Here is a 24548-nt window from a genome sequence, read left to right on the forward strand (position 1 = left end):
TGTCCCGCAAGTCGTCCCGATCCCCCGAGGTGGCGCGCCGCCCCCCCGTGCTCATGGGTTTCGCGTTGTGGAGCCTTATTGCGCGAAAGAGTGCTCTCATTTCACGTTAAGGCTCCACAACGCGAGAAGAGGGGCGTGCGGGTGAGGGTGTCAGGCGTGGTGAGGTGGTCTCACCACGCGCAGGACACGACTACGTGGCGTCCGCGGCGGGCAGGTCGAGGCGGATCCTGGTGCCGGACAACGGTCCGGAGCTGATCCGCAGCGAACCACCCGCCGCGCGCACCACCCGGTGCGCGATGTCCAGGCCGAGGCCGGTGGAGCCCGCTCCGCTGCTGCCCCTGCTCAGCGCGCCCTCCGGATCGGCGATACCGGGACCGGAGTCGTCCACCAGGATCGTCACCACCCCGGCGCGGTTGCGCACCCCCAGCGCGAAGCCGACGCCCTCCTCGGTGTGCCGGAAAACGTTGCCCAGCAAGGCGTCCAGCACCGCGGCCAGCTCGTCGCGGGCGATCCGCACCGGCGCTGGGTGGTCCGCGCCGACCTGACGCCACGGCCGGTGCTGGTCCTCGGCGAGCGCCGCCCAGAACGCCAGCCGCTCGCGGCCGACCAGCGCGGCGTCGCAGCCGGCCGGGCCGCCGTCGACCAGACCCCTGCGGGCGCGGCGGATGATCTCGTCGACGTCCCGCTCCAGCGCGTGCACGGCGCTGCGGATCCGTTGCGCGCCAGGGCTTTCGCCCAGGGTGTCCGCGTCCAGCCGCAGCGCGGTCAGCGGCGTGCGCAGCCGGTGCGAGAGGTCGGCGACCAGCTCGCGCTCGGCGGTCATCAGGCCGCCGATCCGTTCCGCCATCCCGTTGAACGCCGCCGCCGTGCTCTCCAGCTCCGGCGGCGAGGACACCGCGACGCGCGTGTCCAGGTCGCCGTCGCCGATCGCCTTGGCGCCGTCGGCGAGCGTGCGCGCGGAGCGCACCACCCGCATGCCGAGGCGGTCGGCGATCAGCACCGACAGCAGGACCAGCGAGGTGGCGACGGCGGTCAGCGACAGCCACGCCTCGGTCACCCCCCGCAGCATCTCCTCCTGCGGCACGTAGGACTCCACCACCGCGGTCCGCCGCTCGCCGAGCGCGACCGGCTGGAGCACCGCCTTGCCGTCCGTGACATCCACAGTGGACGCGTGGCCGCGCCGCATCGCCTCGGTGAGCTGCTCGCGGCTCACCCGGCTGGTACCGATCTGGCCGCCCTCCGCCGGGTGCACGGCGATCCGCTGCTGCAGGCCGAACTCGGTGGAGGCCAGCGCGGTGGCGATGGTCAGCGGGTCGGAGGTGATCGCCAGTACCGGGGTCAGCGCGCCCGCCTGCCGCTCGGCCTCGGTCAGCGCCCGGTCCCGCGCCAGGTCGTAGACGACCAGCATCAGCGGGACCAGGAAGGCGAGCGCCACCATCGAGGTCACCGCGAGCGAGACCAGCGCCAGGCTACGGCGCACCCGGGATCTCCAGCCTGATCCCCACCCCGCGCACGGTGTGCAGGTACACCGGTGCCGACGCGCGCTCGCCGAGCTTGCGCCGCAGCCACGACACGTGCACGTCCAGGGTCTGGTCGTCGCGGCCCGGCGGCAGCCGCCACACCTCGGCGAGCAGCTCCTCGCGGCTGATCACCTTGTGCGGCCGGGCCACCAGGTAGGCGAGCAGGTCGAACTCCCTGCGGGTCAGCTTGAGCTCCACCCCGGCCAGCCGGGCCTGCCTGCTGTCCAGGTCCACCACGATGTCCCCGGCGGCAAGCAGCCGGTCCTGGGCCCGCGGCCGGCTGCGCCGCAGCACGGCGGCCAGCCGCGCGGCGAGGTGCTCCCCGGAGAACGGCTTCACCAGGTAGTCGTCGGCGCCCTCGCGCAACAGCTGGATGATCTCCGCCTCGGTGTCCCGCGCGGTCGCGGCGATCACCGGGACGTCGCAGATCCCGCGCATCATCCGCAGCACCTCGACCCCGTCGATGTCCGGAAGGCCCAGGTCGAGCACGACCGCGTCCGGCACCGCCCGGGTGACCTCGCGCAGCGCGTCGAACCCGGTGCCGACCGAGTAGGTGGCGTAGCCGAAGTCGTTGAGCGCCCGGACGACCGCGCCCCGGATGGCGTCGTCGTCCTCGACCAGCAGCACCGATGGCATGGCGGCACGTTAACCGGTCTTGCCCGGCAATGGCACGATGGAGTGATGAAGCGGCGGGTGGGCTATCTCGGCTTGTGGCTGGTGGCGACCGCGTTGTCGGTCGTCATGGCCTGGCTGGGGCTGCGCTCGGTGCTGGTCGCCGCCGCCCCCGGCCGCCTCGACCTGCTGGACCAGCTCAACGCCAGCTCGGGCTCCGCGGGCCACGGCCAGCGCGGCGGGAGCGCCACCGACGACGTGGCGCTCGGCCCGGCCACCTCGGTCCCCGGCCACTCCGGTGCGCTCGGCGGCCCGCCCGGCCCCACGGGGAGCCGGGACATCCCGGGCATCCCGATCCAGCCCCCCGGCCCCAACCCCGGCGACCCCGTCGTCACCACGGCCCCGCCGAGCACGCGGCCGAGCCAGAACGGCGGCGGCACGCCCTCCTCCAGCAACCGGCCCACCGGCTCGAACACCACCACGACCACCAGCGCGGCGGCCGACCCGAGCCTGCTCGGCAAGCCGACCGAGGGGCAGACCAGGACGATCCGGACCAAGGGCGGCGACTCCACGCTGCGCTTCGCCGAGAGCGACGTCTCCGTGGTCTCGGCGAAGCCGGTCTCCGGTCACTCGGTCAAGGTCGAACAGGTCTCGGCGACCTCGGTCGTGGTCACCTTCGCCTCCCCCACCTCAGTCTCCCGCATCCAGGCGAACTGGGTCGAGGGCCCGGCCTGGCGCATCACCGAGATCCAGACCTAGGCCCGCCACGCCGCCGGACCCAACGGGCCGACCTGGCACCGCGCTGTGCACCCCGCCTGGCCCGGCGGGCGTTTTCGCGTTTTGTCACCTAAATGCGCAAGAGAGCGCTCCCATTTCGCGTTAAGTTCCCATAGCGCGAAGCAGGGGGTGTGCGCGGTGGGCTCAGGGTGAAGGGGCGGGCGGGTGGTGAGAGGGGTGGACGGTCGGTGAGGTGGTGTCGCTCCGTGCGGGACACGGCCCAGAACCGGACTCGCACGTCCCGACGTGGCGTGCCGACCCCATGCCGCGCCGGGTGTGCGGGGGCCGGCCTGCGTGGTCGATGTTTTCGCGTTTTGTCACCTAAATGCGCAAGAGAGCGCTCCCATTTCGCATTAAGGCTACAAAACGCGAAGCAGGGAGAGGGGGAGGCGTGGTGGTGCCGCTCCGTGCGGGACACGGCCTGGAACCCGTCCGCGCGACGCGCGGGACACCGAGCCGACCGAGCCCCGCGTCCCCGCGTCCGGGGACCCCGCCGGCTCACCACTGCCAGGAGATGCCGTGGAAGCCCTTCTGGCAGTCCAGCGCGTGCAGATAGGCCATCCGCGTGAGGTCAACGCTCACCGCCTGCCGCTCATCCCGCGCGCCGAGGCCGAGCCTGCTCGACCGGTAGCAGTGCGCCGGGATGGCGCCCTCGAAGCGCACCTGGAGCAGGTACTGCGGCACGTTCGCCCGCACACACCGCTCGTAGGAGGTGCTCGCCGCGCTCGCCGCCTCGTCGAACTCCACCTCGTACTCGACGAGCACGGACTCGCCCTTCGCCAGCCTGCGCGAGAAGAACAGCTCGTTGACCATGACCATCCGCTCGCGGTCGAAGCGCGTGACGCACCGCTGGCCGGACAGCGACCGCAGCGCGGTCGGCAGCGGCTGCTCGGCGTCGCCCCGGAAGATCACGACCAGCCGGTCGGCGCCGTCGGAGTTGGCCCGCTGCACCTGGCAGGACCGGATGCGGCGGATCGTCCGGTCCGCGGCCACGGTGATCTTGTCGTGCAGCGACAGCGCGTCGAGCTTGTCGTTGATGTGCTCGTAGGAGGTGCCCAGCGCCTGGCTCACCGCGGAGTCGGCGCCGTAGAGGTCGGTGATGCTGAGCCGCTCCGGGGCGCGCACGCCGCGGCCGCGGGGGCGCGGCGGACCGATCAGGCTGCTCAGCGAGCGGCGCGGCAGCCGCAGGATGTCCTCCAGCAGCGCCACCGCGCGCAGCGAGTCCGCCCGCTCCGGACGGCGCCGCCCGCGCTGCCAGTAGCTCAGGGTGGACAGGCTCACCGTGACGCCCTGAGCGGCCAGCCGGTCCTGGATCCGGTCCAGCGGCAGCCCGCGCCGGTCCAGCGCGGTGCGCAGTGCCAGGTCGAAGGGACCCGTGCGCAGGATCTCGTCGAGCTCCTGGTCGATGGTCCGAGCCTGGGTCGGAAGTTGGTGGGCCAGGGTCATGCCGAACACCCCCCGAAGGTGTCGTGGGGGACCGTGCCCGCCGCCCGGCCACGGTCCCCGTGGGTCAGCTGGTGGTGAGGGTCAGGCCGTAGTGGGACAGCGCGTCGGTCAGCGGCTGGAAGTACGAGGACTTCCCGGACTGGTTGCCGCCGTTGAACGTGCACTGCTGGCCCATGGGGCCGCCGGAGGTCATGCCCTGCGCCTGGTCGCCGGAGATGTACGCCCCGCCGCTGTCGCCGGACATGGTGCACACCGAGGAGCTGGCGAGACCGGTGACCGTGGTGTTCGGTCCGCCGTTGGGGTCGGTGTAGGTGACCGAGACGTCGTAGGAGCGCACCGTGCCGCAGGTCCAGCCGCTGGTCGCGCCCGACTTGCAGATCGCGCCGCCGACGGCGGTCCTGGCGGAGCCGCGCACCGCGGGGCTGCCCGCGCTGGAGCCGTGGGTGTAGACGCTGGTGGCGATGGAGTCCTCGGCGTCGAGCCGTGCGATGCCCATGTCCACGCTGTTGGTGCCCTTGTGGAAGCGCGTGTCGGTCGTCGCGCCGAACTTCGTGCTGCCGCTGTAGAGCGACGGCGAGCTCTCCAGGCAGTGGCCCGCGCTGACCAGGTAGCGGTTGCCCTGGCTGTCCCGCGCGCCGAACCCGACCGAGCAGTAGCCGCCGCCGCTGGCCGAGAAGGTCATCTTCGAGCCGGGGGAGACCGACAGGTGCGCGGCGAGCGGGGTGCTGTCGCGCTCCACGCGCACCGCGTCGCCGTGCCGTCGTGCCGCGGCCAGCAGGGCCTGCGCCTCCGGCCGGGACTCGTCACTGACCCGCACGGTCACGGTGTCGGAGGCGAGGTCGGTCTGCCAGGAGGTCACGCCGACCGGGACGCCCGCCGCGGCGACCCGGTCCAGCTCCTTCTTGACCGCCAGCAGCCGGGACTCGCCCTTGGCGGCGCGGCGGCTGGTCAGGCCGAGCTCGGCCGCCTTGGCGGTGCCGGCGTCGGAGGTCACGTTGACCACCAGGCGGCCGGTGCCGTCGAAGAACGCGCCGTCGGCCGCGCCGGAGCCCTGGAGCTGGGTGAGCTTGCCCTGCTGCTCGGACTGGGCGAGCAGGCGGTCGGTGGCCTGCCGGGCGCTGACGCCCAGCTCGGCGGCGAGCGCGGAGACCATCTGCGGGTCGAACGCGGGGGTGGTGGGGGCGGCGGCGGCGACGCCCGCGCCCAGTGGCAGCAGGGCTGCCGCGGCGGCTCCCGCCAGCAGTCTGGAACGAGAAAGTGTCATTACGATTCCTTCGCAGGGTGAAGAAGAACCGTGCAGGGGTTGACGGAAAAACTGTGACCCGCGCCCCACGTAACGACAAGACCTTGCAGCTAGAACACTTTTAACAGAATTGGAGGGAAATTGTTTATGCACTCTTCGTGATCAAACTAAGGAATCGTTCTGGCGTCTTTAAGGTGCTTTTAAGGAATCGTGTTCACTTGTGGTGCGAACCGCTGGGGTGTACCAGTGGTACACATGCCGTTGCCGCGCTTCACCCGACTGCCAGGAGACCGTAGGGCCGAGATACTCCGGGTGGCTAGGGCGCATTTCGCGCGGGAGTCCCCGCAGCACGCCTCCTACAACCGGATCATCGCGGCCGCCGGTATCTCCAAGACGGCCGCCTACCACTACTTCGACGGTCGCGACGACCTGCTCGGCGTGGTGCTCGAAGACGTGGAAGCGCAGCTCATCGCCAGTCTCGGCCGGTGGACGCCCGCCGGGGACGTCGAGGGTTTCTGGGCGCGGCTCGCCGAACGCGCCGCTCGGGTGAAGGAGCACCTCGCCGCCAATCCGGATGATCTCGCGCTCTCGGCGGCGGCGTTGGAGAGAAGCGGCGGGGCGGGGCTGGCGGCCTGGCTGACCACTGTCATGGACAACGGCAGGCAGCTCGGACTCGTGCGCTCCGATGTTGATCCGGAACTGCTGCTCGTGGCGACAACCGCGGTTTTCCGAATTGCCGACGCATGGCCGCCGGAGCAGGTCCGGCTACTCCTCGCGGGCCTGTGGTCTACGCCGGCCGAGCCTGCCCGTTAACAGCGCCGGCGGGCATAGTCCCTCGCGATATCCGTAATCGGCTCGGGTTATGGGAGCCGTGGGCCGACCTCGTCAGGGAAGTCGGGTCAGCGCGCGTGGGAGGGGCAGGTCAGCACGGGATGGGGGCTCCACCCCTCGGCGGCCAGCCAGGTCAGCAGCACCGTGGGCAGCCGGTCGGAGGCCACCTCGTGGGCCAGCTCTCCGATCAGGAACAGGTCGAGCCCGCAGAGCTCGCAGGCCAGGAACTCCAGGCCGAAGTGCGGCTGGCAGGCGGCGCAGAACCGGCGCACCGCGATCTGCCCGGCCGCGGTGATCTCCAGCCACTGCTGGGCGATGTCCCGCGCGTGCTGCTCGGGCGGTGAGCCCTCGCGGTGGCAGCTCGGGCACAGCGGCACCTCCGCGGCGCGCTGCTCCGGGATCCTGGCGGGCTCCGGCGACCGCCGGGGAGCCTCGGGCTCGGGCTCCGGTTCAAGGCCGAACAGGCTCAGCTGCGCGGTCGTCTCGTCCTGGTCCACGGCTACCTCCCCTGAGCTGTCCCCGGTCCAGTGTCGACCGGAGTCCTTTGTGGACCGGGCAGCGACACGGGCTTGTCACACGGTCTCGCGCAGCGCGGGCAGCAGCTCCCGCTCGGCGAAGGAGAAGAAGCCCGCCTGGTGCTCGCCGCCGATCTGGACCAGCGCGAGATCGGTGAAACCCGCGTCGGCGTACTGGCGCGCGCTCTTCAGGATCGGCTCCACATCCGGTCCGCAGGGGATGGCCGCGGCGACGTCGTCCGGCGTGACGAACCGGGTCGCCCCGGCGAAGCCGCTCGTGCCGGGCAGCTCCGAGTTCACCGTCCAGCCGCTGCCGAACCAGCGGAACTGCTCGTGCGCGCGGGAGACCGCGTTCGCCCGGTCGGGGTCCCAGCAGACCGGCAGCTGGCCGATCTTGCGCGCGTGCCCCTCGCCGCGGTCGACCCAGTGCTCGTCCCACTCGCGGCACAGGGCCCGCTCGGGCTGGACCGCGATCATCGCGTCGGAGACCGGGGCGAAGCGGGCGATGGACTCCGCGCCGGACACCGCGACCGCCACGGGTGTCCGCGTCTCCGGCAGGTCCCAGAGCTTGGCCGAGTCCACCCGGTAGTGCGCGCCCGCGTAGCTGAAGTGCCCGCCGTCGAAGAGCCCGTGGATGATCTGCACCGCCTCGGCGAGCATGTCGTGCCGCACGTGCACCGAAGGCCAGCCCTTGCCGGCCACGTGCTCGTTGAGGTTCTCACCCGAGCCGAGTCCGAGGGTGAACCGGTTGTCGGAGAGCAGCTGCACGGTCGCGGCCTTCTGCGCGACGACGGCGGGGTGGTAGCGCATGGTCGGGCAGGTCACGTAGGTCATCAGCTCGACCCGCTCGGTGACCTGGGTGACCGCGCCGAGCACGCTCCACGCGTACGGGGCGTGCCCCTGTTCGTCCAGCCACGGCGAGTAGTGGTCACTGCAGACCTCGAAGTCGAACCCGGCCCTTTCGGCGGCCGAGGCGTGTCTGACCAGGTCTTTCGGTCCGGCCTGCTCGGTCATCAACGTGTATCCGACGCGCATCTGGCAGGGCTACCCGTTCTCGTGGACGCCAACCGGTAACGCTGATAACAGGATGCGTGTAGCGATGTTCACGTCAGAGTGTTATCGTTGCTAACGTGAGCACGAGAACAGCGATTCTGGAGGCGGCGGCCGGACTGCTGGCCACCTCCCCGGTCGCCGACGTCTCCACCAGGGCGGTCTGCGAGGCGGCCGGGGTAGGCGCTCCCACGCTGTACCGGCACTTCGGGGACAAGGAAGGTCTGCTGTCGGCGGTCGTCGACCACGGCTTCGAGCGCTACCTGGCGGGCAAGCGCGCGGCGCGGCCCTCGGCGGACCCCGTCGCGGACCTCCGGCGCGGATGGGACAACCACGTCGCCTTCGCGGTGGAGAACCCGGCCTACTACCGGCTGATGCACTCCCCGGCGGTCAGCACGCCGCCGGAGAGTGCGAACGAGGGCTACCGCATGCTGCTCGCGGCGCTGGAACGCGTTGCCGCGGTGGGGAAGCTCCGCGTCTCACCACCTGTGGCCGCGCAGATGGTGATGTCCGCCAACGTCGGCGTCGCGCTGATGCTGGTGACCCGGTCCGAGACCTACGGCGACGACGTCTCGCGGCGCACCAGGGACGCGGTGTTCGCCGCGATCCTCACCGACGCCGAGCCCGGTGAGCCGGGTGACGATCGGCTGAGCGCTGCCGCCACCCGGCTCGGCGCGCTGCTGTCCCGTTCCGGCTCCGACGCGCTCACCGCGGCGGAAACCGGCCTGCTGCAAGAGCTTCTGGCTCGGCTCGGCACATAGGAACACCTCAGGACAACGGGCGTCGCGACCGCGGCGTCCGGCGATACCGCACACCTTCACGCAGGAGAACTCCCATGAGCACCAACACCGGGCGCGTCGCGATCGTCACCGGCGGATCCCGTGGCATCGGCCGCGAGGCGGCGCAACGCCTTGCCTCGGAAGGATTTCCGGTCGTCGTCAACTACGCGGGCAACGAGGCTGAGGCCGCCAAGGCGGTCACGACGATCACCGAGGCGGGCGGGCGCGCCATCGCCTTCCGCGCCGACGTCAGCGACCCGGAGGCGGTCGCCGCGCTCTTCGACGCAGCCGAGGAGGAGTACGGCGGGGTGGACGTGGTCGTGCACGCGGCGGGCGTCATGAGCGACCCCACGCCGATCGCGGACACCGACTTCGACCTGCTCGACCGGGTGCACCGCGTCAACATCCGCGGCACCTTCGCGGTGGACCAGCAGGCGGCGCGGCGCGTCCGCGACGGCGGCGCGATCATCAACTTCTCCACCTCGGTGCTCGGCCTGTCCCTGCCCGGCTACGGCGTCTACGCGGCGACCAAGGGCGCGGTCGAGGCGATCACCCTGATCCTGGCCCGCGAGCTGCGGGGCCGCGACATCACGGTCAACGCCATCGCCCCCGGTCCCACGGCGACGGATCTGTTCCTCACGGGCAAGGACGAGGAGACGATCGCCAGGATGGCCGCCCAGCCGCCGCTGGCCCGCCTCGGCCGTCCCACCGACATCGCCGAGGCGGTCTCCTTCCTCGCCGGACCGGCCCGCTGGGTCAACGGCCAGACCATCCGCGTCAACGGCGGCATCGCCTGACGCCCGCCATCGCGGGGTCGTGCCCTGAGTGGGTCCACCCCTTCGCGGTCAGTGAAGCCCGAACGGCCGCGCCGTAATGGAGGATCATCCAGTGTTATCCATGATCACTGGGGCATCCTCCATGGCGACGCCGCTCGTCGCGGTGATGAGCTGGGTCCATGGAGCTGACCTCGTCGATCACGCGGGTGACGGTGCCCGCCAAGCAGGGCCGGGCCGTGCGCGCACGGGCCGGAGACCTGGTCCGGGTGAGCACGCCGGAGGGAGCGCAGGTAGGTGACCTGTTCGCCTTCGTCGCAGGCGACCCCGCCGAGCACCTGAGCGCGGCGCACACCCGCGGGCACGTCAACCGGCTGTTCCCCGGCGTGGGCGAGCAGTTCGTGACCACCCGCAGGCGGCCCGTCCTGACCCTGGTCGCCGACACCTCGCCGGGGCGTCACGACATGCTCATCCCCGCCTGTGACCCCGCCCGCTACCAGCGGCTCGGCCACCCGGGCTGGCACGCGTCGTGCGCGGAGAACCTGGCCACCGCGCTGGAGGGACTGGACATCGGCACCGCCACGGTGCCCCAGCCGGTGAACCTGTTCATGGACATCCGAGTGTCCCCGACCGGCGAGCTGGAGTGGCGGTCCTCGCCCGCCCCCGCCGGTGCCGCCGTGACTCTGCGGGCCGAGCTGGACTGCGTCGTGGTCGTCTCGGCCTGCCCGCAGGACCTGGTCGGCATCAACGGCACGGAGACCGGTCCGCTGCTGATCGAAGTCGGGGCAGCGCAGTGAAGTGGCTCGACCGGGCCGAGTCGGTGGATGTGCGCACTGCCTTCATCACCCTGCTGCCGGACCGCGCGCTCCGCGAGGCCGAGGCGAGCGCTGAACGGCACCGCGCCAACGCCGTAAAGGGACCGCTCGACGGGGTTCCCGTGGTGTGGAAGGACATCTTCGACATCGAGGGCACCGTCACCACCAACGGCTCGGCGACCCGCGCCGCCGTTGCGGCCGCCACCGCCGACGCCCCCGTGGTCGCCAGGCTCGCGGCGGCCGGGGCCGTGTCCATCGGGAAGACCAACCTCAGCGAGTTCGCCTTCACCGGGCTCGGCCTCAACCCGCACTTCGGTGACCCCGTCAACCCGCTGGCGCCCGACCGCGTGCCCGGCGGTTCCTCCTCCGGCTCGGCCGTCGCGGTCGCGGCCGGAGCCGCGGAGGTCGGGATCGGCTCGGACACCTCCGGCTCGATCCGCGTCCCCGCCGCCTACTGCGGGCTCGTCGGATACCGGCCGAGCACATCGCGCTACGACCGCGGGGGAATGCACCCGTTGTCGCCCCAGCTGGACAGCGTCGGTGTGCTGGCGAGGTCGATGGACGTGATCACCGCGGTGGACGCGGTGCTGCGCACACGTCCGGTCGCCCCGGCAACCCGGCGGCGGCTGGTGGTGCCCATCGGGGAGCTGACCGAGGACTGCGCTCCGGAGATCTGCGAAGAGTTCGAAGCGGTCGTGAAAACCCTTGAACAGCAAGGCTTCCCTGTGGTGCGGAGGAGAGTTCGCGCACTGGAGGACACGCAGCTCCTCCTCGACGAGCACGGTCCGTTGGTGCTCGCCGACGCCTACCGAGCCCATGGGCACCTCCGGGACTCACCGCACATCGACCCACTTGTCGCGCGTCGGCTCAGCCGTTACGAGCCGAACAGCGAAGACCCTGTCCGCCAAGCCCTTCCCGAGTTGAAGCGGCGTGTTCAGTCCGAACTGGACGGTGAGGTGCTGTTGTTCCCCACCGTCCGCGACCCGGCTCCCACGGTGGAGTCGGTGACGAGGGACCTGGACGTCGCCGAAGCCGTGAACCGGCGGGTCCTGCGCAGCACGATGCTCACCAGCCACCTGGACATGCCAGGCGTGTCGCTGGGCACCGTGCTGCTGTCGGCCACCACGCACCACGACGATCTCCTGCTGGCCACGGCGACCGAGGTGGAGCGGTGCGTCCTTCCCGGCCAGAACAATCGAAAGGCAGTCCGATGAGCATGTCCCACCCCGCCCTCTCCCCGTTCCGCCTCGGCGAGCACGAGCTTCCCTCGCGCTACGCGGTCGCGCCGATGACCAGGGTCTCGGCCTCGCCCGATGGCGTCCCGACCGACGAGATGGCGCGCTACTACGCCGAGTTCGCCGAAGGCGGGTTCCCGCTCGTGATCACCGAGGGGGTCTATCCCGACGCCGCGCACAGCCAGGGCTACCTCAACCAGCCCGGCCTGGCCTCCGCCGAGCACGTCGAGGGGTGGCGCCGGGTCACCGGCGCCGTGCACGCGGCAGGCGGAGTCGTCATCGCCCAGCTCATGCACGCCGGGGCGTTGTCGCAGGGCAACCGGTACACCTCGGAGCGGATCGCCCCGTCCGCGGTTCAGCCGCGCGGCGAGATGATGCCCGAGTACGGCGGCAGCGGCCCGTGGCCGACTCCGCGTGCGATGTCCACAAAGGACATCGAGGAGGTGGTGGCGGGATTCGCCGCCGCCGCGGGCAATGCGGTGGCCGCCGGGTTCGACGGCGTCGAGGTGCACGGGGCCAACGGCTACCTGCTCGACCAGTTCATCACCGACTACACCAACCAGCGCACCGACTCCTACGGCGGGCCGATGGCCAACCGGATCAGGCTCGCCGCCGAGGTCGTGCGCGCGATCAAGGAGGCGGTGCCGCCGGGGTTCGTGGTCGGGGTCCGGCTGTCCCAGACCAAGGTCAACGACTTCACCTACCGCTGGCCCGACGGGGAACGCGACGCCGAGGCCGCCTACACGGCTCTGGCCGCGGCAGGGGCCGACTACCTGCACATCGCCAGCGAGGGCCGCAACTGGCTGGACACCGCCCGGCTGGCTGGCGGGCGCACGACCACCGGCATCGCCCGCGAGGTCACCGGACTGCCCGTGATCGCCAACGGGGGGATGCACGACGCGGTCCTCGCCGAGCGGGTGCTCGACGGCGGGCACGCGGACCTGCTGTCCGTGGCACGGGCGGCGCTGGCCAACCCGGACCTGCCGCGCCGAGTGGCCAAGGACGTCGAGCTGGAGCGCTTCGACCACGGCATGCTTGACCCCGAGGTGACCCTGGACAACGTGCGCCGCTGGCGGGAGAGCAGGCAGGCATGACGACGAACTCCTGGCTCGGCGGGGCGGCCGCGGTCGCCACCCTGACCTTCGACGTGGACGCGGAGAGCCCGGTGCTGGCAGCCGGGGCCCACTACGCCGAGCACCTCATGACGATGTCGCACCAGTCCTACGGCCCGGACGTGGGGGTGCCGCGCATCCTGGACATGCTCGACGAGCTCGGTGTCCCGGCGACGTTCTTCGTCCCCGGGTGGGTCGCGGAGCACCGGCCGGGGCTCGCCGCGTCCATTGTGGAGCGTGGTCACGAGGTCGCCCACCACTCCTACGCCCACCGTGCGCCGACCTCGATGAGCGAGGGGGAGGAGCGGGACGACTTCGCCAGGGCGATGGAGGTCTTCGCCAGGCAGGGCATCGAGATCCTCGGCCACCGCGCGGCCCTGTGGGGCGCGCGGTGGCAGACCCCGGGACTGGTCGCGGAGCACGGCCTGCGCTACGACTCCTCGTTGATGGCCGACGACCGGCCGTACCGGATCGCCACCGGGCGGGGCGAGATCGCCGAGCTGCCCGTGCACTGGTCGCTCGACGACTGGGAGCAGTACGCCTTCCTGCCGGAACCGCACATCGGCTCGGTGATCGAGTCGCCGGTCAAGGCGCTGGAGATGTGGCGGGCGGAGCTGGACGGGATGCGGCACTACGGCTGCCTGTTCAACCTGTGCTGCCATCCGTTCCTCTCCGGGCGACCCGGGCGGGTCATGGCGTTGCGGCGGCTGGTCGAGTACGCGCTGGAGTGCGGCGACGTGGCCTTCGTCCGGTGCGCCGACCTGGCGGAGAGGGTGCTCGCCGATCCCGCGCTCGCCGCCAGGCCGCTGCCTGCGCCGCCCAGCTACCCGGAGAAGCCCTCCGCTTCGAGCGCGAGGTAGAGGTCCACCCGGTCCTCGGTGCGCGCGACGTCGCGGCCGGTCAGCTCGGTGACCTTGGCGAGGCGGTTGCGCAGCGTGTTGACGTGCACGTACAGCGCCTCCGCCGTGGCGGCCCACTGCCCGCCGTTGTCGAGGAAGGCCCGCACCGTGGCGACGAGCTCGCTGCCGCGCTGCGCGTCGTGCTCCCGCAGCGGACCCAGCACCACGTCGGCGAAGTCCCGCAAGGTGTCCGCGTCGTGCAGGCCGAGCAGGAGGCGGTGGGTGCCCAGCTCGGCGACGGTCGCCACGCGTGGTCCCCCGGAACGGCGGCGCAGTACGTGGCAGGCGTCGCGTGAGCGCACGAGGGGCTGCTTGAGCCCGGCGGAGGTCTCCGCGCCGCCCCCGATCCCGACCACCGTCCGCAGACCGGGGAAGCGCTCGTCGACCGCTCGCGCCAGCCGCTCGGCGATCTCGCGCAGCTCGTCCTCGGCGCGCCGCCACGGCAGCACCGCCACCACGTCCCCGGTGCCCCCGGCGACGGCGGCCGGGGTGTTCTCGGCGAGGAAGAACTCCGTGACGGCCTCGGCGAGACCGGGCAAGGTCGGCGCGCTCGTGCTGCCGGCGAACGCGAGCGCGAGCACGGCGAGGGCACCGCCGGGGTCCACGCCGAACGCGCGCAGCCTGCCGGGAACCTCCGCCGCCCGCTGCGGACCGGAGAGGACCATGTCCAGCAGCTCGCTGGCGAAGCGCAGCTCGATCGCGTGCACCGCCTGCTGCTTGGCCACCTCCAGGCTGAGGAACCGGGCGGCCTGCTCCAGCGCGTCGCGTTCCCCGCTGTCGAGCTCGCGCAGCGGGCGCAGGCAGAGCAGGGCGGCGTCGAGGTCTCCGACGGCGCCGACGAGGAAGACGCTCGCCGTGACGCCGTCGCCGAGGTCAGCCTCCAGCGGCGGCGGGCGGTCGCCCAGGCGCTCCGCGGCGACGTGGCGCTGGTCCGCGGTCAGCTCGGCCCCACCGGCCGCGAGCAGCCGCCCTGCCCGGTCGACGACCGCCAGCGGCAGGTCGTGGTCCCGGCGGAGCACCTCCAGCACCCCGGAGGCCCCCGCGCCTCGCGACAGCGCCGCCGTGAGGGCGTCACCGCGCCGGACCATGCCCAGCAGGCTCGACTGGCGCATCTCCGCGTAGTGGCCCGCCGCGGCCCGCGTGACGGCCGTGAACGGCACACCGATCGCGATCTCCACCAGCGGCAGCCGCGCCGCGGTGCAGGCGTCGATCACCGCCCTGGGCGTGCGGGGCATCTGCTCGCGCAGGCCGAAGACGACCCCGGCGGCGCCCGCGCGCACGACGTCGGCGACGAAGTCCGCCGCCTCGGCCTGCTCCAGCCACATCCCGTTGGTGAGCACCAGCTCGCGTTCCCGCACGTACGGCGAGGGGTCGGGCAGCTCGGTGTTGTGCACCCACACCACGCGCTCGTCGAGGGCGCCGGGCCGCCCCTCCACGAGCAGCCGCAGCCCCAGCGCCGGATCGTCCAGCAACGAGCGAATCGTGAACACGGTGTGAACTTATACAGGGCGGCGGCCAAGGGGTGGATGTTCCTCCACTGCCCCGAGGGTGCCCCGGGTGCTTCGGTAAGGCAGATCACCCCGAACCCTGGAGGTTGCGATGGCGGTGGAGCAGTCGGGAAACGTGCCCTTCGACGCGCACGGGATCGAGCCGATTCCCGACCACGGGCGGGATTCCACGCCGTGGGAGCAGTTCTGGATCTGGTCCGGCGCCAACATCGCACCCATCAACTGGGTGCTCGGCGCGCTCGGCGTCACCCTCGGGCTGAGCCTGGTCGAGACCCTCGTCGTGGTCGCGCTCGGCAACCTCGTCGGCTGCGCGGTCTTCGGTCTGTGCAACGTGATGGGCCACCGCACCGGCGTGAACCAGATGGTCCTCGGCCGGGCGCCCTTCGGCAGGCGCGGCGCGGTGGTCCCCGGCGTGGTGCAGGGCCTGCTGACGATGGCGTGGGTCGGGGTGAACACCTGGGTCGTGCTCGACCTGATGCTCGCCGTGCTGCGCCAGCTCGGCGTCGAAGGCGGCCCGTGGCTCAAGTACGTCGTCGCCGCGGTGATCATGATCGCGCAGCTGTGGCTCGCGCTCTACGGCTTCTACGCGATCCGGACCTTCGAGAAGTACACCGTGCCCGCGACGGTGCTGGTCATGGCGGTGATGACCGTCCTCGCGCTCAGCCAGGCGAAGCTGGACTGGACCGCGGCGGCCGCCACCACCGTGCCGGACAAGGTCACGGCGGTGACCCAGCTGCTGACGGCGATCGGAGTGGGCTGGGGCATCTCGTGGGTGCCCTACTCCGCCGACTACAGCCGGTTCGTGCGTCGCGGCGCCTCGACGCGTTCGGTGTTCTGGGCCTCGGCCCTGGGCATGTACCTGCCGACCGTGTGGCTCGCGGCGCTCGGCGCGTGCCTGGCCAGCGCGGGCGGCAGCAGCGACCCGTCCGCGATCGTCATCGGCACGTTCGGCACGATGGCGCTGCCGGTGCTGTTGCTGATCATGCACGGGCCGGTCGCCACCAACATCCTCAACCTCTACTCGTGCTCCCTGGCCGCGCTGTCCATCGGAGTTCGCCTGGCACGCTGGAAGCTCACCCTCATCGCGGGCGCGGTCGCCACAGCCGTGCTGCTGCTCCTGATGGGCGCGGACAGCTTCGCGCACGCCTTCGACAACTGGATGTCCTCGATCCTGATCTGGATCAGCCCCTGGGCGGCCATCGTGCTGGTCGACTACTTCGTGCTGCGCCGCGGACGGCTCGACGTGTCCTCGCTCTACAGGGGACCCGCGGTGGTGAACTGGCGCGCGCTGCTCTGCCTCGGCCTGGGCGTGGTCGCGGCGTGGACGTGGCAGTACGGACTCGTGCCGGCGATGCGCGGTCCGCTGGCCCTCGCGATGAACAACACCGACTTCTCGTGGCTGTCCGGATCGGTGGTGGCCGGTGGGCTCTACTACCTGCTCCAGCGCGTCAGAGCGCGGTCCGGGGCAGCCAGTGCTCCAGCGGCGTCCGATCACCTGTGACCTGAGCCGGAGACCGTCACGTGGGCGGGCGAAGTGGTGCCCTCCCACGTGACACCGGCCGGAGTACGGGGTGCTGGCGGGTGTGGTCACCTCGGCCTGACAGCAGATCACCCCCGCCAGGGCTGGGCCGAGGCCGAAGATGCCAAGCGGTACCCCGCCGTGGCGCACCGACCCCGTGCCGCTGTGTGCGCGTGGACCGGCTGGAATGGTGAGGGGTGGTAAGGCCTGCCGACGAAGATCGTCAGCAGGCCTTCTGGCCGGCAACTGGTGGGCGATACAGGGATTGAACCTGTGACCTCTACCGCGTCAACTAAGATCAACAATGGCTCTGAACTGCGGAAGTAAGTCGGGGTGCACGCCATTCCAGGCGGTTTTCCGCTGGCGCCGGTCGAAGTGACGGAAGCGATTCGCTCGTATCTGAATCGAATCCACGCTCGCTGGAATTCGAATCACATTCGCCGCAGTAGAGGTCCTGTGGTCGCCGCGCCAGGAAACCGTTCACCCTGGAGCGCGAAATCTGGTCCTGGCAGGCTCGGCAGGTCCTTCGCCTAGCGAGCCCGACGTCGTCACGAGTACATAACTCGATTCCTGGAGGGCTTAGCCCGGTGTAAGGCGCTCATCGCTGTGATCACCGCTGTGATTGGCGATCCGGGCCACGACATCCGCTGCCGTCGCGGTGATCACTCCGGCGAGGGCGGCCAATGCGAGAGCGGGCCCACCGCGACGTCTCCTGTCCAAGACGTTCTTGGAAAAGTATCTGTTACAGCCACCTGCACTGGTTGACATTGGTGTCCACGTACTCGGACCAGCGAATATTGATCGTGGCTCCAAGCCAGGTGTTGCTAAATGCTTTCACGCATCCGTAGTCGTATCCACCACTCGTGTAGTCCACGCGAATTCTGATCGAAGTGGGGCCGCAATGACCGTAGTAGGCAGAACCGTTTTCCTGATAGTGTCCGCAGGCGGAAGCTGTGGCCGCGAACTGCGGTTGTGGTGCGGCGTTCGCTGTCGTGGTCAGAATTGTCCCCGCCGCGACGGCGGTCGCGATCGTAACGACGGCCCGGAGGTTTCTGCGCATGGGAGTGTGCCTTCCGGCTAGTGGACAATGTCGGAGGGCACACTATAGATAACCTTGAAGTAGTCGCAGCGACTTCATGCCTGCCTGAAGCTGCTTCCTGTCAGGCGGAATGCGAATCACCTTCATTGCACTAGGTGGCTCGATGAATCGTGAGAAGTGGCTGCGGAGTTCGACTTCACCCTCTCGCACTCCGCCGAGTTGGCCGAGCGCGTGCTGCTGCCGCCGAGCACGCGGTGAGTCCCTGGGCTACATCGACCCGCTGTGGTCAGTCATCGAAATCGGATTCCGCGTTGTTGATCGATGAGATCGTCCGCGAGGGCGCCCGTCGGATGTTGGCCGAGGCGTTGAGCACGACGAGTCCCTTGCTACGCAACGGTCCCAGCCAGTCCGGCGCGCGCGGCTCGGCCCGCCATCACTCGGTCCACAACGCGAAGATCGGTAACACCCTCGCGACGCAGGCCGGCACGGCCAGCGGCCCCGCTACGGACACCATCTCCCGCGCGGCCGAGTCCGCCGAGTACGCACGCCATGTTCGCGGTGGCCAGCCAGGTGTCACCGGGGCCCACATCCAGTCGGTCGACGCGACCACGTTCGAGCCGGTCCTTGCCGACGATATCGGGCCACAGCACACGAAGGCACGGCTCGAGCGGTGGGGTGCCGCTCCGGCCGGGAGCGCGCCGAGGAGCACGACCGCGGTTCCCGCGGCGGCGAGCCGAGGACCGGCCCGGCCTCGGTGAGAGTCGTGTCGCCCGAGGTCGCGATGCCGAAGTCGGTCAGCACCACCCGGTCGCCGTCGAGCAGGATATTGGCCGACTTGACGTCGCGGTGCGCGGCCCCCAGCGCACGCAGCAGCCGCAACCCCATCGCGGCGACACGCACCTCGGGCAGCGGCCCTCGGCACGCACGACCTGCGCGAGCGACGGCCCCTCGACCAGTTCCATCACGATCAGTGGGCTGCCGCCCTCGACGATCACGTCGTGGACCGCGACCACACCGGGATGCCGCAACCCCGCGGCCGCTCGTGCCTCGCGCAGCACCCGGCGTGCGGACTCGTCGTCGGCGGCGTCGCGGCGCAGGAACTCGTCGTGCGCGCGCCACACCACGCCCATCCCGCCGTGACGAGCCGCGCGACCCGCCGGTAGCCACCGGCGGCAAGTCGGTCACGCATGAGGAGAAAGGTGCCGAGTAATTGCCCGGCTACGGCAAGTTCTTTCCGGACTGGGCGCGAACCCCGTACGCGGCGAGGAAGACACGGACGCCCTCGTCGGCAACTTCGTCCAGCTCGGCCTTCGTGCAGATGGCCGCATTGCCCATGAACGCGGTGCGCTGCAACGGGATCGACACGACGAGCCAGGTGAACAGGTAGGCCGCGCGCTCAGGGTCGTCGACCTGGAGCAAGCCGCGCTCGGTCAGGCGCGTCAGGGTTTCCGCCAACAGGCCGGTCGTCCGCACCCAGCTGCGTTCGTAGTACTGGCGGCCCACCTCGGGGAACCGGTCCGCCTCGGCCATCACCAGGCGGCGCATCTGGAGGACCTCGGGGTTCATGATCCCGGCGACCGTGACCCTGGCATGCCGGCGCAACGCGTTCTCCAGGTCATCGGTCTCGGCGAGGGTGAGGATGTGCGGCCGGAAGAACTCGTAGCCGCGGTCCACTGTCTCGAGGACGACCGCGGTGAACAGCTCCTCCTTGTCGGCGAAGTACTGGTACACGGTCCGCTTGGACGCACCGGCCGCCGCGGCGACCGCGTCCATGCTGGTGCCGAGGTAGCCGTGCGTGGTGAAGACCTTTCGCGCGGCGGCCACGATCTCCGCGCGCTTGGCGGCTGACCGCTCCTCGCGGCGTCCTGCCATGGACGACTCCCTTGACTCAAGAAACTAGGCGGTTTAGTTTTCTGACATGAACACTAGCCAGTGTAGTTTTGTCCTCGCGTGCTCAGCCGGACGGGCGGTGTGAGATGACCGTCATCGCCGCAATCCTGACCTCGGCGCTCGCGTCCTTCGTGATCAGCTCCGTCTGGTACTCGGTGCTGGACCGCGACCGAGCCTCGGACGGCCGCCCGTCGCCGCTGCGGATCGTCGCCGAGTTCGGCCGCAGCGCCCTGGTGGCGGGCGCCATCGTCGGATTGGCGAAGGCCATGGACATCGCGACGATCGGCCCGATGCTGCTGCTCGCGCTCGTGCTGTGGGTGGCGTTCCCGTTCGTGCTGCTGTCCGGATCGGTCATGTGGGACAAGGTTCCGGTGGCAACAGCGGCCCGGCATGGCGGAGACTGGCTGATCAAGCTGCTCGCCGTGGGCACCATCGTCGGTCTGTGGCTCTAGCGGAGGACATCGTGAGTTACGACAAGGACCCGCGCGTGGACGACTACATCGACAAGCTGCCGGACTGGCAGCAGCAGATCTGCCACCAGGTGCGCGACATCGTGCACGCGGCCGACCCCGAGGTCGTCGAGACGATCAAGCGGACGGTCCAGCCGTACTTCGTGCTCAACGGCAACGTCTGCGCGCTGCTCGCCGCCAAGAACCACGTGAACGTGTTCCTCTACGACGGCGGCATCGTCCCCGACCCCGAGGGCATCATCACTGCCGGGCACCAGAACAAGACCGGCCGGATGATCTCCTACCACGAGGGCGAGCCGATCAACGTGCCCGCGCTCACTCGGTATCTCAAGCACATCATCGCGAACAACCGCGCAGGCGGCTGGCGCAAGATCAAGGCCGCGCAGGGGTTGTGACGCCCTACCGGCTGAACGCCACCTGCCACAGGATGATCGCCAGGACGAATCAGCGTGAACGCGAGGTCGATGCCGATCCCGCCTGCCCGGGCGGTGGCGGCATCCGCCGTGCCGGCGCGATCACCCTGGCGAACCGGCCGGGAACTCCTTCCGCGGCACCTGATCAGAAGATCGGACCACTATCACCTGCGCGCGGAAACTGTCATTCTTGCGCGGAAACTACAGCGGCAAGTGCAGGTTCCCACGACTGTTTTCATTTGATCTTGTAGTGGCCTGCGGTTTTGACCCGTGTCTCGCTGACTTTCCGCGCTACCTGTCGCGCGGGCTTCTGGGCTGGCGCGTCCGTGGACTGTCGCCCCGGCCGATGCGGACCTTAAAGTCGTCGATCTCGGTTGATCGCAAGTGAGCAGCGTTGGCGCGTTTCCCAGTTGGTTCACGAAGGCGTGCCACGACCCGAGACAGGGCCGGCGCCACCGGATCAGCGGTGGCGCATCAGCCCACTCCGGTGGGCGAGGACGACTGCCTCGACCCGGTCCCGCATGCCGAGCCGCCCGAACAACAGGGACACGTAGGTCTTGACAGTCGTTGGCCGCAGCCCGAGCCGTGCGGCGATTTCCGCGTTGGTCAGCCCCTCGGCCACCAGCCGCAGCAGGTCCACCTCACGGCTGGACAGGGCGCTGATCCTAGCGTCGGGCTCGGGCAGTTCCACCGCGTCGAGCACCTTGCGTGCCACCGAGGGGGAGAGCTGAGCTTTCCCGGCTGCGACGGAGCGCACCGCGTTCAGGATCTCCTCCCGCCGGGCGTCCTTGAGCAGGAACCCGTCCACACCCGCCCGCAGAGCGCCATGCACGTACGCGTCGTCGTCGAACGTGGTGAGGATGAGGATTCTGGTCGCGGGCTCGGCCGCCTTGATCCGCCGCGCCGCCTCGATCCCGTTGACCCCGGGCATGCGGATGTCCAGCAAGGTCACGTCGGGCCGCAGCCGCCACACCTCCGTGACGGCCTGCTCACCGTCGGCCGCCTCACCGACGACCTCGAAGCCGTCCGCCTCGTCGAACAGCAGCCGCAACCCCAGGCGGCTGATCCGCGAGTCGTCGGCGATCATGACCCGGATCCCGGTCATCTCGGCAGCCTCGCCCGCACCGACCAGCCGCCTCCCGCCGTGGGCCCGGCGTGGAAGGTGCCCCCGAGCGCCCGGACTCGGTCGGCCATCCCGGCAAGCCCCAGCCCGCTCGCGTTCTCGTGCCCTGAGCCGGAATTGGTCACCTCGATGTCCACGGCCACCGCACTGTGTCCGATGTGGATGGTGACGTTGCCGTCGCCGTGGCGGACGGCGTTGGTCAGAGCCTCCTGGGCGATCCGAAAGGCGACCGAGCCGGTTGCCTCCGGCATTCCCTTCGGGTCGCCTTCGACCACCAGTCGTACCGGCACGCCGGCTGTCCTGGTGAGATCGACCAGATCCGGCAGCCGGTCCAGGCCCGGGCGGGAGTTCCCCTTCTCCCGCAACACCTCCCGGGTCTCGGTCAGTCCCTCGCGGCCGGCGCGTTCGATCTCCGCGAGCACCTGCCCGGCCAGCTCAGGCTGGTCACGAGCTCCGCGCGCCAGTGTGACCACCCCGGTCAGTGTGCTCGCCAGTACGTCATGCAGTTCCCGTGTCACATAAGCCCGCTCCTCGGCGGCGGCGCGTTCGACGAGCAGTTCCTGCTGTGCCTGCCGCACACGTCGACTGTGCCCCAGGGCCCAGAACGCCGCGGTGATGCCCAGCGACTGCACGGCGAAGAACACGAACCGAGGCCACGAGACGTCATCCTGCGCGAGGGCCCACGCCACCGCGGGGGTGCAGGCCAGGACGAACACGAGCCGGGGAAAGGGTTTCGGCGAGGCCGCCACGGAATAGACCGCGAGCCAGGAACACGGAGTCAACAGACCCTGGAGATAGGGCTCAGCGACCACGGCCGTGGCAAGGGCCACTTCGACGGCTCCGAGCACCAGGAGCGGATGAACCCGCCGCCACGCCAGAGGAACGCAGCCGACGACCACGACGACGTGCCCGAACGCGGTAAGGGCGGTCACGTGCTCGCGAGAGGCCGTGTGGTAGATCGCGAGGCCGAGCGCGGTGGCGCCGATCGCGAGCGCGCCGTCGGGAACGCGGAGCTGTCCGAACACGCCGCAACGATAGACGGGCGCGATACTGACCCCGGTCAGTTTCGAGGTCAGCCCCCGGGGCGACGCCCAATGTCCTCATCGGCGGCAGGCTGTCGGGAGTGATCGTTCGACCGCTCGTCCTGCTCCTGGCAACCGCCGCCTGCACCGCCCCGTCCCCGGTGGCATGGCAAGGTTGCCCGAAGACCCCAGACCTGGAGTGCTCGACCACCACGGTCCCCGTGGACTGGGATCGTCCGGGGGGTCGGTCGATCACCCTCGACGTCGCCCGCCTCAAAGCCACCGATCCGGACAAGAGGATCGGCGTGGTGCTGTTCAACCCGGGTGGTCCCGGAGCGTCCGGCATCTCGGCACTGGCCCGCGCGAAGTCGGCCTTCGCGGGACTGCGCACCCGTTTCGACGTGGTCACCTGGGACCCGCGCGGCACCCTGCTGGCGAAGGCTCCGTCCTGTGTGGACGGCCCGGTCAGCGACGCTCCCGCGGACCGGGCGGACTACGAGCGCAAGGCGAAGGACAACGCCGCTCTGGTTGCTCGCTGCCGCGACACCGACCCGGAGCTGTTCGACCACAGCGACTCCGCCTCCCAGGCCAGGGACATGGATCAGATCCGCAAAGCTCTGGGCGAGGACACGATCTCCTACTTCGGCCAGTCCTACGGCGGAGTGTTCGGCGTCACCTACGCCCGTTTGTTCCCGGGGCGGCTGCGGGCCATGGCGCTGGACGGCATCATCAACCACACCGCCGACAATGCCGCTCTCGAAGCGATGATGCAGACCACCAACCAACGTGCTTTCACGGAGTTCGCCGCCCGTCACCCGCGCGAGGCCGCCGCGTGGCGGGATCTGCTCACCCGCGCTCCGATCCCTGTCAAAGGCGCTCCGAAACCGTTGTCCTACAACGCCTTCGACCTACAGAACGCGGCATACACCCTACTGATCGACAACGCCAAGCACGCCGAGCTGGCGGCGGCGATCAACCAGGCACGCCAAGGCGACGCCACGCTCTTCGCCGCCCGCGCCGGACAGCGGAAGTTCTGGACCCCCGCCTTCGGACTCGCCACCCAGTGCGCGGACGGCTTCCGCTACGAAAACTACGACGACTACGCGGTATCAGCGGAACGCGAAAAGCGCACCGCCCCAGACTTCCCGACCTTCCGATCCGGATACCAGGCATCCACGTGCGCGGGCTTCCCTGTCCCCACCCGCAATCCGCGCGGCCCGCTGAGCACAGCGAAACTGCCCCCGCTGCTCGGTGTCTCGGGACTGGTGAACCAGCCGGAAACCCAAGACGTCATCCGCCGCGTCCCGAACTCGACCATGCTGCCGATTCAAAAATGGGCACACGTGCTGTACCAACACGACCCGGCCGCACGTGATCAGGTCGACCACTACTTCACCGGCTAACAGTGTCTTCCCAGAGCTTGAAGGCGTGTAGGCCCGCGCGGACGAAGAAGCCGCGTAGCAAGGCGGCTAGCGACCGATGTGGTGGGGACACGCCAGCCTCCTCTCAGTGATCTTTCGCCTACGAAACGCAGACGAGATCTTGATGAGAAAACGAAGTCATTAATGAGAACCTGCATCGAGTGGCTGTAGGTTCCGCTCGCAGTTTTCGTTTGATCTTGTAGCAGCCTACGGATTCGGCCCGTGTCTCCCAACCGTCAGACACAACGCGCGCCCCAACGGCGATGCAAGTCTTGTCTCACCTATGTTGCGCAAGCGCAACATAGGCGCAGAATCGGCGAGAAAGTGCAATCAATAATGGGAACCTACAGCAAGAGAACCAACTGGGTGGGTAGCTCCCGCGTAGCCGTCTCCTCGATGCCGGTAGGGCTCGATCTTGACAACCTGTCCGAAGTCCGGTGCGTCGATCATCAGACCTCCACCGAGGTAGATACCCACGTGACGGATCTTGGTGGAGGGATTGCCGTAGAACACGAGATCACCGGGATTCTCGACAC

General features: G+C 70.1%; 25 protein-coding genes and 1 pseudogene. 13 read left to right on the top strand and 13 right to left on the bottom strand.

The features are described from left to right. Window positions 1-190: 190 nt before the first annotated feature. Window positions 191-1480 (bottom strand): sensor histidine kinase, encoded by a 1290-nt coding sequence (locus ACFFQA_RS02635; protein ID WP_377849933.1) that lies wholly within the window; start codon window positions 1478-1480, stop codon window positions 191-193. After that, on the bottom strand, window positions 1470-2156 hold the full coding sequence (locus ACFFQA_RS02640; RefSeq protein ID WP_377849934.1) for a response regulator transcription factor: 687 nt from the start codon (window positions 2154-2156) through the stop codon (window positions 1470-1472). The genes ACFFQA_RS02635 and ACFFQA_RS02640 overlap by 11 nt, the downstream gene beginning before the upstream one ends. A 45-nt stretch (window positions 2157-2201) precedes the next feature. On the opposite strand from ACFFQA_RS02640, the gene ACFFQA_RS02645 reads away from it, so the two are divergent. After that, window positions 2202-2891 (top strand): hypothetical protein, encoded by a 690-nt coding sequence (locus ACFFQA_RS02645; RefSeq protein WP_377849935.1) that lies wholly within the window; start codon window positions 2202-2204, stop codon window positions 2889-2891. A gap of 516 nt (window positions 2892-3407) precedes the next feature. Here the strand turns inward: ACFFQA_RS02645 and ACFFQA_RS02650 are convergent. Together ACFFQA_RS02650 and ACFFQA_RS02655 are read right to left on the bottom strand one after the other, a co-directional pair. Continuing rightward, the gene (locus ACFFQA_RS02650; RefSeq protein ID WP_377849936.1) at window positions 3408-4355 is read right to left on the bottom strand and encodes a hypothetical protein; all 948 of its coding nucleotides are present in this window, start codon (window positions 4353-4355) and stop codon (window positions 3408-3410) included. A gap of 64 nt (window positions 4356-4419) precedes the next feature. Continuing rightward, window positions 4420-5619 (bottom strand): S1 family peptidase, encoded by a 1200-nt coding sequence (locus ACFFQA_RS02655; RefSeq protein ID WP_377849937.1) that lies wholly within the window; start codon window positions 5617-5619, stop codon window positions 4420-4422. 291 nt (window positions 5620-5910) lie between these two features. Here ACFFQA_RS02655 and ACFFQA_RS02660 point away from each other — a divergent pair, with 291 nt between their 5' ends. Continuing rightward, window positions 5911-6411: a TetR/AcrR family transcriptional regulator gene (locus ACFFQA_RS02660; RefSeq protein WP_377849938.1), complete on the top strand. Its 501-nt coding sequence runs from the start codon at window positions 5911-5913 to the stop codon at window positions 6409-6411. Window positions 6412-6497: 86 nt separating this feature from the next. Here the strand turns inward: ACFFQA_RS02660 and ACFFQA_RS02665 are convergent, their stop codons facing one another. Further along, window positions 6498-6926 (bottom strand): hypothetical protein, encoded by a 429-nt coding sequence (locus ACFFQA_RS02665; RefSeq protein ID WP_377849939.1) that lies wholly within the window; start codon window positions 6924-6926, stop codon window positions 6498-6500. A gap of 75 nt (window positions 6927-7001) precedes the next feature. Next, on the bottom strand, window positions 7002-7979 hold the full coding sequence (locus tag ACFFQA_RS02670) for a TIGR03557 family F420-dependent LLM class oxidoreductase (RefSeq protein WP_377849940.1): 978 nt from the start codon (window positions 7977-7979) through the stop codon (window positions 7002-7004). Between the two features lie 95 nt (window positions 7980-8074). Between ACFFQA_RS02670 and ACFFQA_RS02675 the strand changes: the two genes are divergently transcribed. From ACFFQA_RS02675 to ACFFQA_RS02700, 6 genes are all read left to right on the top strand, one after another. After that, the gene (locus tag ACFFQA_RS02675; RefSeq protein WP_377849941.1) at window positions 8075-8755 is read left to right on the top strand and encodes a TetR/AcrR family transcriptional regulator; all 681 of its coding nucleotides are present in this window, start codon (window positions 8075-8077) and stop codon (window positions 8753-8755) included. A 74-nt stretch (window positions 8756-8829) separates the two neighbouring features. Next, window positions 8830-9570 (top strand): SDR family oxidoreductase, encoded by a 741-nt coding sequence (locus tag ACFFQA_RS02680; protein WP_377849942.1) that lies wholly within the window; start codon window positions 8830-8832, stop codon window positions 9568-9570. Between the two features lie 158 nt (window positions 9571-9728). Continuing rightward, complete coding sequence (locus ACFFQA_RS02685) at window positions 9729-10343, top strand: DUF1989 domain-containing protein (RefSeq protein WP_377849943.1); 615 nt, start codon at window positions 9729-9731, stop codon at window positions 10341-10343. Then, window positions 10340-11575 carry an amidase family protein gene (locus ACFFQA_RS02690; protein WP_377849944.1) on the top strand — a complete coding sequence of 412 codons (1236 nt, stop codon included), beginning with the start codon at window positions 10340-10342 and terminating at the stop codon, window positions 11573-11575. The genes ACFFQA_RS02685 and ACFFQA_RS02690 overlap by 4 nt, the downstream gene beginning before the upstream one ends. Beyond that, window positions 11572-12690: an oxidoreductase gene (locus tag ACFFQA_RS02695; RefSeq protein ID WP_377849945.1), complete on the top strand. Its 1119-nt coding sequence runs from the start codon at window positions 11572-11574 to the stop codon at window positions 12688-12690. The genes ACFFQA_RS02690 and ACFFQA_RS02695 overlap by 4 nt, the downstream gene beginning before the upstream one ends. After that, window positions 12687-13568: a polysaccharide deacetylase family protein gene (locus tag ACFFQA_RS02700; RefSeq protein WP_377849946.1), complete on the top strand. Its 882-nt coding sequence runs from the start codon at window positions 12687-12689 to the stop codon at window positions 13566-13568. The genes ACFFQA_RS02695 and ACFFQA_RS02700 overlap by 4 nt, the downstream gene beginning before the upstream one ends. Here the strand turns inward: ACFFQA_RS02700 and ACFFQA_RS02705 are convergent. Beyond that, complete coding sequence (locus tag ACFFQA_RS02705; RefSeq protein ID WP_377849947.1) at window positions 13532-15097, bottom strand: PucR family transcriptional regulator; 1566 nt, start codon at window positions 15095-15097, stop codon at window positions 13532-13534. The two genes, ACFFQA_RS02700 and ACFFQA_RS02705, sit on opposite strands and share 37 nt — an antisense overlap. A gap of 109 nt (window positions 15098-15206) precedes the next feature. Here ACFFQA_RS02705 and ACFFQA_RS02710 point away from each other — a divergent pair, with 109 nt between their 5' ends. After that, window positions 15207-16616, top strand: a complete 1410-nt coding sequence (locus ACFFQA_RS02710; RefSeq protein WP_377849948.1) for a cytosine permease — start codon at window positions 15207-15209, stop codon at window positions 16614-16616. 760 nt (window positions 16617-17376) lie between these two features. Here ACFFQA_RS02710 and ACFFQA_RS02715 read toward each other — a convergent pair. Beyond that, window positions 17377-17694 (bottom strand): DUF6355 family natural product biosynthesis protein, encoded by a 318-nt coding sequence (locus ACFFQA_RS02715; RefSeq protein ID WP_377849949.1) that lies wholly within the window; start codon window positions 17692-17694, stop codon window positions 17377-17379. 290 nt (window positions 17695-17984) lie between these two features. Here ACFFQA_RS02715 and ACFFQA_RS02720 point away from each other — a divergent pair, with 290 nt between their 5' ends. After that, a complete protein-coding gene (locus ACFFQA_RS02720; protein ID WP_377849950.1) occupies window positions 17985-18431 on the top strand; it encodes a hypothetical protein in 447 nt (148 codons plus the stop codon). Window positions 18432-18467: 36 nt separating this feature from the next. Here ACFFQA_RS02720 and ACFFQA_RS02725 read toward each other — a convergent pair whose 3' ends face one another. Beyond that, complete coding sequence (locus ACFFQA_RS02725; RefSeq protein WP_377849951.1) at window positions 18468-18803, bottom strand: protein kinase; 336 nt, start codon at window positions 18801-18803, stop codon at window positions 18468-18470. An 88-nt stretch (window positions 18804-18891) separates the two neighbouring features. Next, window positions 18892-19545 (bottom strand): TetR/AcrR family transcriptional regulator, encoded by a 654-nt coding sequence (locus ACFFQA_RS02730; protein WP_377849952.1) that lies wholly within the window; start codon window positions 19543-19545, stop codon window positions 18892-18894. A 104-nt stretch (window positions 19546-19649) separates the two neighbouring features. On the opposite strand from ACFFQA_RS02730, the gene ACFFQA_RS02735 reads away from it, so the two are divergent. Then, window positions 19650-20015 carry a DUF1761 domain-containing protein gene (locus tag ACFFQA_RS02735; protein ID WP_377849953.1) on the top strand — a complete coding sequence of 122 codons (366 nt, stop codon included), beginning with the start codon at window positions 19650-19652 and terminating at the stop codon, window positions 20013-20015. A gap of 11 nt (window positions 20016-20026) precedes the next feature. Continuing rightward, window positions 20027-20428, top strand: a complete 402-nt coding sequence (locus tag ACFFQA_RS02740) for a DUF1801 domain-containing protein (protein WP_377849954.1) — start codon at window positions 20027-20029, stop codon at window positions 20426-20428. A gap of 478 nt (window positions 20429-20906) precedes the next feature. Here ACFFQA_RS02740 and ACFFQA_RS02745 read toward each other — a convergent pair whose 3' ends face one another. Together ACFFQA_RS02745 and ACFFQA_RS02750 are read right to left on the bottom strand one after the other, a co-directional pair. After that, window positions 20907-21551, bottom strand: a complete 645-nt coding sequence (locus ACFFQA_RS02745) for a response regulator (RefSeq protein WP_377849955.1) — start codon at window positions 21549-21551, stop codon at window positions 20907-20909. Next, window positions 21548-22594 (bottom strand): sensor histidine kinase, encoded by a 1047-nt coding sequence (locus tag ACFFQA_RS02750; protein ID WP_377849956.1) that lies wholly within the window; start codon window positions 22592-22594, stop codon window positions 21548-21550. The genes ACFFQA_RS02745 and ACFFQA_RS02750 overlap by 4 nt, the downstream gene beginning before the upstream one ends. Window positions 22595-22692: 98 nt before the next feature. On the opposite strand from ACFFQA_RS02750, the gene ACFFQA_RS02755 reads away from it, so the two are divergent. Then, window positions 22693-23994, top strand: a complete 1302-nt coding sequence (locus ACFFQA_RS02755; RefSeq protein WP_377849957.1) for an alpha/beta fold hydrolase — start codon at window positions 22693-22695, stop codon at window positions 23992-23994. Between the two features lie 348 nt (window positions 23995-24342). Here the strand turns inward: ACFFQA_RS02755 and ACFFQA_RS02760 are convergent. Next, a pseudogene (locus ACFFQA_RS02760) lies at window positions 24343-24537 on the bottom strand (NlpC/P60 family protein); the annotation flags it as partial. Window positions 24538-24548: the final 11 nt, after the last annotated feature.

This window comes from Allokutzneria oryzae (assembly GCF_042429765.1).
Taxonomy (GTDB): domain Bacteria; phylum Actinomycetota; class Actinomycetes; order Mycobacteriales; family Pseudonocardiaceae; genus Allokutzneria; species Allokutzneria oryzae.